The organism is Microbispora sp. NPDC004025, from assembly GCF_053604425.1.
Genome location: NZ_JBSGHN010000001.1, coordinates 785970 through 797900, shown reverse-complemented (window position 1 = coordinate 797900; position 11931 = coordinate 785970). Strand labels below are relative to the sequence as shown.

Sequence of the window (11931 nt, the reverse complement as noted above, 5' to 3'; positions counted from 1 at the left end):
TCGCTCCGCTCGCGCGGCTCCGGGCTAGTCTCGCAGCCTCCTGGCGTGTTCCTGCAGGGAACGCACGTCGATGTCGCCCCTGACGATGTGCTGGATGCCCTGGACGGCCGCGGCCAGGCCCTGGACGGTCGTGACGCAGGCGATGCCGCGGTTGACGGCGGCGGTGCGGATCTCGTACCCGTCCAGGCGCGGCCCGGACTGGCCGGGGCTGCCGAACGGCGTGTTCACGATGAGGTCCACCTCCCCGTCGAGGATGCGCCGCACGATCGTCGGCTCGCCCTCGGGACCGGCGCCGTCGCTGTGCTTGCGCACGATCTTGGCATGGACGCCGTTGCGGCGCAGCACCTCGGCGGTGCCCTCCGTGGCCAGGATCTCGAAGCCGAGGTCCGCCAGCGCCTTCACGGGGAAGATCATGGCCCGCTTGTCCTTGTTGGCGACCGAGACGAACGCCCTGCCCTTGGTGGGCAGCGCGCCGTAGGCCGCCGACTGCGACTTGGCGAAGGCCGTCCCGAAGAACTCGTCGATGCCCATGACCTCGCCGGTCGAGCGCATCTCCGGCCCGAGCACGATGTCCACGCCGCGGAACCGGTTGAACGGCAGCACCGCCTCCTTGACCGCTACCGGCGCGTCCAGCGGCAGCGTGCCGCCGTCGTAGCCGGCCGGCAGCATGCCCTCGGCGCGCAGCTCGGCGATCGTCGCGCCCATCATCAGCCGCGCCGCCGCCTTGGCCAGCGGCACCGCCGTGGCCTTGGACACGAACGGCACCGTACGGCTGGCCCTGGGGTTGGCCTCCAGGACGTACAGCACGTTGGAGGCCATCGCGTACTGGACGTTCAGCAGGCCGCGCACGCCCACGCCGCGGGCGATGCCCTCGGTGGCCGCGCGGATCCGCTTGATGTCGAAGCCGCCCAGCGTGATCGGCGGCAGGGCGCAGGCCGAGTCGCCGGAGTGGATGCCAGCTTCCTCGATGTGCTCCATGACGCCGCCGAGGTAGAGCTCCTCGCCGTCGAACAGCGCGTCCACGTCGATCTCGATGGCGTCGTCGAGGAACCGGTCGATCAGCACCGGGTGCTCGGAGGCCGCCTTGGCCATGTACGCACCGAGGGTGTCCTCGTCGTACACGATGGCCATGCCGGCCCCGCCGAGCACGTACGACGGCCGGACGAGCACCGGGTAGCCGATCTCCTCGGCGACGGCCTTCGCCTCGTCCACGGTCGTCGCGGTGCCGTGCTTGGGCGCGGGCAGCCCGGCCTCGGCGAGGACCCGGCCGAACGCGCCCCGGTCCTCGGCGAGGTGGATCGACTCGGGCGAGGTGCCCACGATGGGCACCCCGGCGTCCTTGAGCGCCTGGGCGAGCCCGAGCGGCGTCTGGCCGCCGAGCTGCACGATGACGCCGGCCACCGGCCCGGTCTCCTGCTCGGCGTGCACGACCTCCAGGACGTCCTCCAGCGTGAGCGGCTCGAAGTAGAGCCGGCCGGAGGTGTCGTAGTCGGTCGAGACGGTCTCGGGGTTGCAGTTGACCATCACGGTCTCGTAGCCGGCCTTGGCCAGCTCGAACGACGCGTGCACGCAGGCGTAGTCGAACTCGATGCCCTGGCCGATGCGGTTGGGCCCGCTGCCCAGGATGATCACCTTCGGCCGGTCCCCCACCGGCACCTCGGTCTCCTCGTCGTACGTGGAGTAGAGGTACGGCGTGCGCGCGGCGAACTCGGCGGCGCAGGTGTCCACGGTGTTGTAGACGGGCCGCAGGCCGAGCTCGTGGCGCGTGGCCCGCACCTCGGCCTCCGGCACGCCCAGGATCTCGGCGATCTGCGCGTCGCTGAACCCGTGCCGCTTGGCCAGCTCCAGCGTGGGCCGGTCGAGCGCGGTGATCGACCGGGCGACCTCGTCGATCGCGAAGAGCTGGTCGACGAACCACGGGTCCACCTTGGTGGCCTCGTGGACCTGCTCGGGGGTGGCGCCCGCCCTGATGGCCTGCTGCATCGTGCGCAGCCGTCCGTCGTGCGGCCTGCGGCAGGCCTCCAGGAGCTCGTCCAGGTCGCCGGGCTCACCGGCCCAGCTGAACGACGACCCCTTCTTCTCCAGCGACCGCAGCGCCTTCTGCAGCGCCTCGGGGAAGGACCGCCCGATCGCCATCGCCTCGCCGACCGACTTCATGTGCGTGGTCAGCGTCTCGTCGGCGCCGGCGAACTTCTCGAACGCGAACCTGGGCACCTTGACCACGATGTAGTCGAGCGACGGCTCGAACGACGCCGGGGTCTCCTTGGTGATGTCGTTGGGGACCTCGTCGAGCGTGTACCCGATCGCGAGCTTGGCGGCGATCTTGGCGATCGGGAAGCCGGTGGCCTTGGACGCCAGCGCCGACGACCGCGACACGCGCGGGTTCATCTCGATGACGATCATCCGGCCGGTCTCCGGGTCGACCGCGAACTGGATGTTGCAGCCGCCGGTGTCGACGCCGACCTCGCGGATGACCGCGATCGCGACGTCGCGCATGTTCTGGTACTCGCGGTCGGTCAGGGTCAGCGCGGGCGCCACGGTCACGCTGTCGCCGGTGTGCACGCCCATCGGGTCGATGTTCTCGATGGAGCACACGATGACCACGTTGTCGTTGCGGTCCCGCATGACCTCCAGCTCGTACTCCTTCCAGCCGAGGATCGACTCCTCCAGGAGCACCTCGGTGGTCGGGGACGCGTCGAGGCCGGCGCCCGCGATGCGGCGCAGCTCCTGCTCGTCGTGGGCGAAGCCGGAGCCCGCGCCGCCCATGGTGAAGCTCGGGCGGACGACGACGGGGTAGCCGAGCTCGCCGGCCGCGCGCAGGCACTCGTCCATCGTGTGGCAGATCGCGCTGCGCGCCGACTCGGCGTTGAGGCCGTGCTCGGCGGCCACCTTCGCGACGATCTCCTTGAACCGCTCGCGGTTCTCCCCCGCCTGGATGGCGTCGATGTCGGCGCCGATCAGCTCGACGCCGTACTTGCCGAGCACGCCCGCCTCGTGCAGCGCCACGGCCGTGTTGAGCGCGGTCTGGCCGCCCAGCGTGGGCAGCAGCGCGTCGGGCCGCTCCTTGGCGATGATCTTCTCGACGATGTCCGGCGTGATCGGCTCGACGTAGGTGGCGTCGGCGAACTCCGGGTCCGTCATGATCGTCGCGGGGTTGCTGTTGACCAGGATGACCCGGAACCCCTCGCTGCGCAGGACGCGGCAGGCCTGGGTGCCGGAGTAGTCGAACTCGCACGCCTGTCCGATGACGATCGGGCCGGAGCCGATCACCATGACGGACCTGATGTCCGTACGCTTAGGCACCCTTGGCCCCCTTCTTGTCGTCCATCAGCTGGCAGAACTCGTCGAACAGGTACGCGGCGTCGTGCGGGCCAGCGGCCGCCTCGGGGTGGTACTGCACGCTGAACGCCGGGCGGTCCAGCAGGCGCAGCCCTTCCACGCAGTCGTCGTTGAGGTTGACGTGGCTCACCTCCGCCGCGCCGTACGGCGTCTCGAAGGGCCCGTCCAGCGGCGCCCGCACGGCGAAGCCGTGGTTGTGCGCGGAGATCTCGACCTTGCCGGTCCTGCGGTCCTGCACCGGCTGGTTCACCCCGCGGTGGCCGTACCGCAGCTTGTAGGTGCCGAGGCCGAGCGCCCGGCCGAGGATCTGGTTGCCGAAGCAGATGCCGAAGAACGGCACGCTCTCGCCCAGCACCTCGCGCAGGGTCTCGACCGCGTAGCCGGCGGCGGCGGGGTCGCCGGGGCCGTTGGAGAAGAACACGCCGTCGGGGTCGAGGGCGAGGATGTCGGCCGCCTTGGCGGTCGCGGGCAGCACGTGCACCTCGCAGCCCCGCTCGGACATCCGCTGCGGGGTCATGGCCTTGATGCCGAGGTCGACCGCGGCGACGGTGAAGCGCTTACGGCCGACGGCCGGCACGACGTACGGCTCGGGCGTGCTGACCTCGCGGGCCAGGTCGGCGCCCTCCATGCCGGGCGCGCGCCGCACCCGCTCGACGAGCTCGGCGACCTCGCCGCCCTCGCTGAAGATGCCCGCGCGCATCGCGCCGCGCTCGCGCAGGTGGCGGGTGAGGGCCCGGGTGCCGGGCATCGCGATGCCGACGACGCCCTGGTCGCGCAGGTAGTCGTCGAGGGTCCTGCGGGAGCGCCAGTTCGACGGGATCCGCGACGGCTCCCGCACGACGTAGCCGGCGACCCAGACCCTGCGGGACTCGGGGTCCTCGTCGTTGACACCGGTGTTGCCGATGTGCGGGGCGGTCATCGCCACGATCTGCCGGTGGTAGGAGGGGTCGGTGAGCGTCTCCTGGTAGCCGGTCATGCCGGTGTTGAAGACCATCTCGCCGAACGTCTCGCCCACGGCGCCGTACGGCGTTCCCTCGAAGACGCGTCCGTCCTCTAGCACGAGCAGGGCTGTCATACGAGCTTCCCTTCGAGAACGGTGGGGCGGCCGCGCAGGAACGTCGCGACGACGCGGCCGGGCAGGGTCAGCCCCTCGTAGGGGGTGTTGCGGCTCTTCGACACCATCGCGGCGGGGTCCACGGGCTGCCGGGCCGACGGGTCGTACAAGGTGATGTTGGCGGGGGCGCCGGGCTCGATCGGGCGGCCGTGCCCGGTCAGGCGGCCGATCCTCGCGGGCCGCGCCGACATGCGGTCGGCGACTCCGGCCCAGTCGAGCAGGCCGGTGTCGACCATGGTCTCCTGGACCACGGACAGGGCGGTCTCCAGGCCGATCATGCCCATGGCCGCCGCGGCCCACTCGGTCTCCTTGTCCTCGACCGGGTGGGGCGCGTGGTCGGTGGCCACGCAGTCGATCGTGCCGTCGGCCAGCGCCTCGCGCAGCGCCCGCACGTCCTCGGCCGTGCGCAGCGGCGGGTTCACCTTGTAGATCGGGTTGTACGAGCCGAGCGGCGAGCTCTCCGCGCAGGAGTCGGTCAGCAGCAGGTGGTGCGGGGTGACCTCGGCGGTCACGTCCCAGCCCTTCGACTTGGCCCAGCGGATGATCTCGACGGAGCCCGCGGTGGAGACGTGGCAGACGTGCAGCCGGGAGCCGACGTGCGCGGCGAGCAGGCAGTCACGCGCGATGATCGCCTCCTCGGCGACCGCCGGCCAGCCGGTCAGGCCGAGCCTGGCCGACACCTCTCCCTCGTTGAGCTGGGCGCCCTCGGTCAGCCTCGGCTCCTGGGCGTGCTGGGCGACGACGCCGTCGAACGCCTTGACGTACTCCAGCGCCCGGCGCATCAGCACGGCGTCGGACACGCACTTGCCGTCGTCGGAGAAGACCCGGACGCGGGCCGCGGAGTCGGCCATCGCGCCGAGTTCGGCGAGCTGGCGTCCCTCGAGGCCGGAGGTCACCGCGCCCACCGGCTGCACGTCGCAGTGGCCGTGCTCCTGGCCGAGCCGCCAGACCTGCTCCACCACGCCGGCGGTGTCGGCCACCGGGGAGGTGTTGGCCATCGCGTGGACGGCGGTGTATCCGCCGCGCGCCGCGGCCTGGGTGCCGGTCTCGACCGTCTCGGCGTCCTCCCGGCCGGGCTCGCGCAGGTGGGTGTGCAGGTCCACCAGGCCGGGCAGGGCGACCAGCCCGTCGGCGTCGACCGTCTGGCCGGCCCTCGCGCCCGCGAGGTCGCCGGTCTCCGCCACGACGCCGTCGCGCAGCAGGATGTCGCCCGGGGCGCCGCCCAGGATCCGGGCGCCCCTGATGAGGATGGTGCTCACAGCCGTCCCCTCGTGAAGGTCGTGGGTGCTCATTCGGCGCCTCCGATCGCGGGCTCGGATCCGCCGAGCAGCAGGTAGAGAACGGCCATCCGGACGGTCACGCCGTTGGTGACCTGCTCGACGATCGTCGAGCGCGGCGAGTCGGCGACCTCCGCGGAGATCTCCATGCCGCGGTTCATCGGGCCGGGGTGCATGACGACGGCGTCGTCGTGCAGCCGGGCGAAGCGGTCGCGGTCGAGGCCGTAGCGGCGGCTGTACTCCCGCGCCGAGGGGAAGTAGGCCGCGTTCATCCGTTCGAGCTGGACCCGCAGCATCATCACGACGTCCGACTTGGGCAGCACGGCGTCGAGGTCGTAGGAGACCTGGCAGGGCCACGTCCCAACCGCGACCGGCAGCAGGGTCGGCGGCGCGACCAGCGTCACCTCCGCGCCGAGCGTGTGCAGCAGCAGCACGTTTGACCGGGCGACCCGGCTGTGCAGCACGTCGCCCACGATGGCGACCTTCAGGCCCTCGAGCCGCCCCAGCCGGCGGCGGATGCTGAAGGCGTCGAGCAGCGCCTGGGTGGGGTGCTCGTGGGTACCGTCGCCGGCGTTGACCACGCTGCCGCGCACCCAGTTGGCCAGGCGGTGCGGCGCGCCGGAGGCGCTGTGCCGGATCACCACGGCGTCGGCGCCCATGGCCTCCAGGGTGAGCGCCGTGTCCTTCAGCGACTCGCCCTTGGACACGCTCGACCCCTTGGCCGAGAAATTGATCACATCGGCCGACAGGCGCTTGGCCGCGGCCTCGAACGAGATGCGGGTCCGGGTGGAGTCCTCGAAGAAGAGGTTCACCACCGTGCGGCCGCGCAGCGTCGGCAGCTTCTTGATGGACCGCTGCGACACCTGGGCCAGTTCCTCGGCTGTGTCGAGGATGAGGAGGGCGTCGTCGCGGGTGAGGTCGCCGGTCGAGATCAGGTGCCGATTCATCGGTCGTCCTCCTTGATGAGCACGACCGCGTCGCGCCCGTCCGTCTCCTCCAGGAAGACCTTGACCTTCTCGCTCTTGGAAGTCGGCAGGTTCTTGCCGACGTAGTCGGCGCGGATCGGCAGCTCCCGGTGGCCGCGGTCGACGAGCGTGGCGAGCTGGACGGCCCTGGGCCTGCCCACGTCGTTGAGCGCGTCGAGCGCGGCGCGCACGGTGCGGCCGGAGTAGAGGACGTCGTCCACCAGGACGACGGTCCTGCCGTCCACGCCGTCCGGGGGCAGTTCGGTGCGGCCGAGCGGGCGCGCGGGCCGCAGGCGCAGGTCGTCGCGGTACATCGTGACGTCGATGGCGCCGACGGGGACCTTGATTCCCTCGAACTGCGCGATGCGCTCGGCTATACGCTGCGCGAGGGTGGCGCCGCGAGTGGGGATGCCGATCAGGACGACGCTCTCCGCGCCCCTGGTCCGTTCGAGGATCTCGTGTGCGATCCGGGTGAGCGCCCGGTGGATGTCGGGCCCCTCCAGGACGGCGCGGGCCGGATTTCGGGCATCAGACATGAAAAAGTCACCGCCTTTCCCGCCTCACGGGACGGGTCTTAAAGGGTGTTCGGTCTGCTTAGAGTATCAGGGCCGTCTGCGAACCCCCCTCCCGCCAGGGGTGATGCACCCCGGGTCCGCTCGCGGGCGGCGTGGTGAGGACGCGACGGGAGAAGTGCCGGTGACGTACCGGGGAGCGGAAGCCGCATCGCGCCGGGTGTCGGGGATTTCGGGGAGAGCACTGTTTGACGCTCTTTTTTCCAATCAGCTTGACCTTTGGGAGTGTCGGCTTTACCGTCACTGTCCGTAACCACAACACGCGACCTTCCTGGGTAAAACCCGACGCAGCGGTCACCGAAGGTGCCGGACTCGGCCACCAGCCCCGGTGTTCGGAACGCTTAGGACAAGGACGCACAATCAAGTGAGAAGAGACATAGAAAGCCGGGGGCCACACGATGCCGTCTGACTACGCCAAGTCGCTGGGCGCGCGCCTGCGCGCCATCCGGACCCAGCAGGGGCTGTCCCTGCACGGTGTGGAAGAGAAGTCCCGCGGACGGTGGAAGGCCGTCGTCGTGGGCTCCTATGAGCGGGGCGACCGCGCGGTGACCGTGCAGAAGCTCGCCGAGCTCGCGGATTTCTACGGAGTGCCGGTGTCGGAGCTTCTTCCCGGCGGAGCCGCCCCCAGCCCGCTCGCGCCCGCGCCCAAGCTGGTCATCGACCTGGAGCGCCTGTCGCAGCTGCCGAAGGACAAGGCCGGCCCGCTGGCGCGTTACGCCGCGACGATCCAGAGCCAGCGTGGCGACTACAACGGCAAGGTGCTGTCCATCCGGCAGGAGGACCTGCGCTCGCTCGCGGTCATCTACGACAAGTCGCCGGTCGAGCTGACCGAGGAGTTCATCCACTGGGGCGTGCTCGACGCGGAGGCCCGACGCGCCGTCGAGTCCTTCTGACCTCCCGTCTCGGCCCGTACGCGGCTCCCCGTGCCCGCCCGCTCGGCGTAGTCACGGGCGGCGTCTATCGCTTCGGGGAGCCGTCGGTACGAGTGATTCCTGTCACGCGGGGATAGGCAGGACATGACGTTTTACGTGGGCTCCGAGGTGGGCAGGCTTCGCCGCGTCCTGGTCGACATTCCCGAACTCGCGCTCAAGCGGCTCACCCCGGGCAACAAGGACGGCCTGCTGTTCGACGACGTGCTCTGGGTGCACCGCGCGCTGGAGGAGCACCGGGAGTGGTGCGAGGTGCTCGCCGGACGCGGCGTCACGGTGCACCACCTCGGTGACCTCCTGCGCGAGGTGATCGAGATCCCCGACGCGCGCAAGCACATCCTCGACGGCAGCGTCGACGAGCACTGGTTCGGCCCGCTGGCCGCCGACGCGATCCGCAACACGCTCGACTCCCTCGACGCCGACAGGCTCGCACCGCTGCTGACCGGCGGGATCACCAAGCGCGAGATCATGGAGCTGGGCTGCGACCCGGGCTCCATCACCTTCCACACGCTCGCGATGGACGACTTCGTCCTCCCGCCGCTGCCCAACCACCTGTTCGCCCGCGACACCTCCTGCTGGGTGTACGACGGGGTGTCGATCAACGCGATGCGCAAGAAGGCGCGCAGGCGGGAGACCGTCAACTACGAGGCCGTCTACCGCTGGCATCCGCTGTTCGCCGCGGGTTACGGCAACCCGGACGACGGCGGGTTCAACGTCTGGTACGAGGGCGTGCGCATGGCCCCGGCCACCATCGAGGGCGGCGACGTCCTGGTGCTCGGCGACGGCGTCGTGCTCGTCGGGGTGAGCGAGCGCACCCAGCCGCAGGCGGTCGAGATGCTGGCGACCAACCTGTTCCGCGCGGGGTCGGCGACCCGCATCGTGGCGCTCGACCTGCCCAAGACCCGCGCGTTCATGCACCTCGACACCGTGATGACCAACGTCGACGTGGGCGTGTTCACCAAGTACGCCGGGCTCGGCATGCTCCCCTCGTACACGGTGGAGCCGGGCGACACCGACAAGGAGCTGAAGGTCACCGACCATCCGCCGGAGGACATGCACAAGGCGATCGCACGGGCCCTCGGCCTGGACGACATCAAGGTCCTCACGCCGACGCAGGACGTGCACGCGGCCGAGCGCGAGCAGTGGGACGACGGCTGCAACCTGCTGGCGCTGGAGCCGGGCGTGGTGGTCGCCTACGAACGCAACACCACGACCAACAATTACCTGCGCAGGCACGGCATCGAGGTCATCACGATCCGCGGCAGCGAGCTCGGACGCGGACGCGGCGGGCCGCGTTGCATGAGCTGCCCGCTGGAGCGCGACCCCGTCTGAGCACCCGCGCCCGCACCCGCACAGCTCGCCCGGACGGGACGAGCGGGACCATGGCCGGAGACGGAGGTCAGCCGGCCATGGGCAGGGTGGGGCGGCCGGGCAGACCGAGGATCGACTCGACCTCGCCGACGAACCTGTCCGCCTCCGCTATGATCTCTTCCGCGTCGTTCTGCGTGACGGCGCGGACCATGCCGGCCTCGGCCGCCGCGCGCTTGGTCGCGCTCACCGCGAAGTAGGCCGCCCAGTCCGCGAGCTTGGGCTCGGCCTCAGGCAGCAGCTCCCAGGCGCTGCGCAGGCGCCGCCTGCGGCCGTCCATCGGCCGCGGACGCGCCGCGAGGATCCCGGCGGCCGCACGGAGGGCCGCCAGGTGGGCCGACACGTAGCGGTCCGCGGGGGTGGGCCCGACGGTGGCGTCCGCGAGGCATGCCCTGGCATCCGCGAGGTGTGCCAGAACCGCCTGCGAGAGCCGGGGCCCGCTCTTCTGATCGTCATTCTGCTCAGTCATGCCCGCCTCCTTGAGTCGTGGCACTCCGGCGAAGGTCGCCGGTGACCTCACAGTCGCAGATCGCACCGACAATTTCGCCGGCCGGGAGATCCCGTGAACCGCTCGAGATCGCCCGACGCTTTCTCAGGCTCCCGTGGGCGGCCGGACGAGGAGCTTCCCCTCTCCCCGTCCGGCCCACGCCGCGGGCCGTGCCGCATCCGTCTCCGCCGACGACGAAGGCACGAATCCAACGGGGTGGGCGCGAGCCGCGAGTCCCACGCCCACTCCATCGAACATAGATTCGATCATGTCCACTGTCAAGGCTGTCAACGAATACGTGTTCGAGGAGTGTGGCGCAAACGCGGGCACGAGACGACGGAGGGGCCCCGCGCGATCACCTCGCGCGGGGCCCCTCCGGAAGTGGAACTAGCGCCTGAAGGCGCCCCTGACGTGCACCGGGACGCCCTTGCCGAGCATGCCCGGCAGGACCTCGGCCACGTTCATGGGCAGCCGCACGCAGCCGTGCGACGCCGGATAGAGCGGCACCGACAGCGCGCCGTGGAGCGCGATGCCGCCGTTGAAGAAGATCGGGTTGTAGAGCTGCCCGAGGTAGGACCGGTGCCAGCCCTTGACCCGCCAGGTGGTCTTGTAGTCGCCGGTAGGCGTGCGGGCGCTGCCGGAGAACCGCTGCCGCTTGCCGTTCCAGGTGGCGTACTCGGTATAGGGGACGCCGCTGCCGCTGGAGATGTGACTGATCATCACCGGCGCGCCGTTCCGGTACAGAACCATCACCTGTTTGGTCAGGTCCACCTCGACGCGGGCCGGCTTGCCCCGGGGCACCAGGACCCTGGGCGCGCGGGGATTCTCCAGCGCCCTCCAGGTGCGGGCGGCGATCGTGCTGGTCGGCTTGATCCCCTGCACCTTCTGGAAGGCCCAGACCGCCGTCAGCGTGGTTCCGCCGTAACGGCCGTCGGCCGAGCCGGGCATGTACCCGAGCTCCCTGAGCCGGGACTGCAGCGCCTTCACGGCCGAGCCCTTGGCACCGAGCCTGAGCGTCTTGCCCGGTGCGGTGAACGGCGGGTAGGCGGCACGCCCGGGCACGGCGGCCCGCGCCGGAAGCGCCGGAAGCGCTGACGGCGCGGTGCCCGCTGACAGCACGGTGCCCGCCGACAGCACGGTGCCCGTGGTCACCGCTCCCGCGGGCGCGGTGGTGCGCGCCTGCGCCGTGCCGGTGACGCCGGCCGCCGCGAACGCCACGGCTCCCACCGTGACGAGCGTGGCCGCGGCCAGTCGCCGTCGACCCCTCATCATGACCAACCCCTCATAAGCCCGATTCTCGATCAAAGGACCCACCATACGGTCCGATTGTGAGCCGCGTGATCACACGTGGCCATAATCGGTGACGTATGTCCTGGCAATCCGTTTAGAGTGACCGCGTGGCAGAAAAGTTGCATCCGAACGTCGTCCGGGTCCAAGAGGCCCTGCGGGCTCACGAGGTGACGGGCGAGGTCGTCGTGCTGGACGACGCCGCCCCGACGGCCGCCACTGCGGCGGCCCAGCTCGGCTGCGAGGTGGGCGCGATCGCCAACAGCCTGATCTTCGACGCGGACGGCGCGCCGCTGCTGGTGCTGACCAGCGGCGCCCATCGCGTGAACACCGATCTGATCGCGCGGCTCGTCGGCGCGGCGAAGGTACGGCGGGCCACGCCGGAGTTCGTCCGCGAGCACACCGGGCAGCCCATCGGCGGCGTCGCCCCGGTCGGGCACCCCGCGCCCGTACGGACGCTGGTGGACACCTGGCTGGGCAAGCACGACGTGGTGTGGGCCGCCGCCGGGCACCCCCACTCGGTCTTCCCCACGTCCTACGAGGAGTTGCTGCGCATCACCGGGGGCACGGCCGCCGAGGTGGAGTGACGCCTG

At 70.9% G+C, this 11931-nt stretch carries 10 protein-coding genes; 3 read left to right on the top strand and 7 right to left on the bottom strand.

Going from position 1 to position 11931, the window contains the following annotated elements:
- Positions 1–24: 24 nt before the first annotated feature.
- The 5 genes from carB to pyrR are packed head-to-tail and all read right to left on the bottom strand — an operon-like array spanning position 25 to position 7231.
- Positions 25–3303 carry a carbamoyl-phosphate synthase large subunit gene (gene carB / locus ACWEQG_RS03915; RefSeq protein ID WP_452281495.1) on the bottom strand — a complete coding sequence of 1093 codons (3279 nt, stop codon included), beginning with the start codon at positions 3301–3303 and terminating at the stop codon, positions 25–27.
- Complete coding sequence (gene carA / locus ACWEQG_RS03910) at positions 3296–4414, bottom strand: glutamine-hydrolyzing carbamoyl-phosphate synthase small subunit (RefSeq protein WP_346228465.1); 1119 nt, start codon at positions 4412–4414, stop codon at positions 3296–3298. The genes carB and carA overlap by 8 nt, the downstream gene beginning before the upstream one ends.
- The gene (locus ACWEQG_RS03905) at positions 4411–5712 is read right to left on the bottom strand and encodes a dihydroorotase (protein ID WP_452281493.1); all 1302 of its coding nucleotides are present in this window, start codon (positions 5710–5712) and stop codon (positions 4411–4413) included. The genes carA and ACWEQG_RS03905 overlap by 4 nt, the downstream gene beginning before the upstream one ends.
- 29 nt (positions 5713–5741) lie before the next feature.
- Positions 5742–6677 carry an aspartate carbamoyltransferase catalytic subunit gene (locus ACWEQG_RS03900; RefSeq protein ID WP_452281491.1) on the bottom strand — a complete coding sequence of 312 codons (936 nt, stop codon included), beginning with the start codon at positions 6675–6677 and terminating at the stop codon, positions 5742–5744.
- Positions 6674–7231, bottom strand: coding sequence for a bifunctional pyr operon transcriptional regulator/uracil phosphoribosyltransferase PyrR (gene pyrR / locus ACWEQG_RS03895; RefSeq protein WP_363465966.1), 558 nt, complete (start codon positions 7229–7231; stop codon positions 6674–6676). Before pyrR ends, ACWEQG_RS03900 begins: the two co-directional genes overlap by 4 nt.
- 434 nt (positions 7232–7665) lie before the next feature.
- Here pyrR and bldD point away from each other — a divergent pair, with 434 nt between their 5' ends.
- Positions 7666–8160, top strand: a complete 495-nt coding sequence (gene bldD, locus ACWEQG_RS03890; RefSeq protein ID WP_030508976.1) for a transcriptional regulator BldD — start codon at positions 7666–7668, stop codon at positions 8158–8160.
- 123 nt (positions 8161–8283) lie between these two features.
- Positions 8284–9528, top strand: coding sequence for an arginine deiminase (locus ACWEQG_RS03885; RefSeq protein WP_452281489.1), 1245 nt, complete (start codon positions 8284–8286; stop codon positions 9526–9528).
- A gap of 67 nt (positions 9529–9595) precedes the next feature.
- Here ACWEQG_RS03885 and ACWEQG_RS03880 read toward each other — a convergent pair whose 3' ends face one another.
- A complete protein-coding gene (locus ACWEQG_RS03880; RefSeq protein WP_076432068.1) occupies positions 9596–10033 on the bottom strand; it encodes an SAV_6107 family HEPN domain-containing protein in 438 nt (145 codons plus the stop codon).
- Positions 10034–10438: 405 nt separating this feature from the next.
- Positions 10439–11323, bottom strand: a complete 885-nt coding sequence (locus ACWEQG_RS03875) for a L,D-transpeptidase family protein (RefSeq protein ID WP_452281487.1) — start codon at positions 11321–11323, stop codon at positions 10439–10441.
- Positions 11324–11448: 125 nt separating this feature from the next.
- On the opposite strand from ACWEQG_RS03875, the gene ACWEQG_RS03870 reads away from it, so the two are divergent.
- Complete coding sequence (locus ACWEQG_RS03870; RefSeq protein WP_452281485.1) at positions 11449–11925, top strand: YbaK/EbsC family protein; 477 nt, start codon at positions 11449–11451, stop codon at positions 11923–11925.
- Positions 11926–11931: the final 6 nt, after the last annotated feature.

What these genes read in the sequence shown, in the direction of transcription:
- carA (WP_346228465.1), bottom strand. Translation starts at nt 4,414, where the DNA reads ATGACAGCCCTGCTCGTGCTAGAGGACGGACGCGTCTTCGAGGGAACG.
- ACWEQG_RS03900 (WP_452281491.1), bottom strand. Translation starts at nt 6,677, where the DNA reads ATGAATCGGCACCTGATCTCGACCGGCGACCTCACCCGCGACGACGCC.
- pyrR (WP_363465966.1), bottom strand. Translation starts at nt 7,231, where the DNA reads ATGTCTGATGCCCGAAATCCGGCCCGCGCCGTCCTGGAGGGGCCCGAC.
- bldD (WP_030508976.1), top strand. Translation starts at nt 7,666, where the DNA reads ATGCCGTCTGACTACGCCAAGTCGCTGGGCGCGCGCCTGCGCGCCATC.
- ACWEQG_RS03885 (WP_452281489.1), top strand. Translation starts at nt 8,284, where the DNA reads ATGACGTTTTACGTGGGCTCCGAGGTGGGCAGGCTTCGCCGCGTCCTG.
- ACWEQG_RS03880 (WP_076432068.1), bottom strand. Translation starts at nt 10,033, where the DNA reads ATGACTGAGCAGAATGACGATCAGAAGAGCGGGCCCCGGCTCTCGCAG.
- ACWEQG_RS03875 (WP_452281487.1), bottom strand. Translation starts at nt 11,323, where the DNA reads ATGATGAGGGGTCGACGGCGACTGGCCGCGGCCACGCTCGTCACGGTG.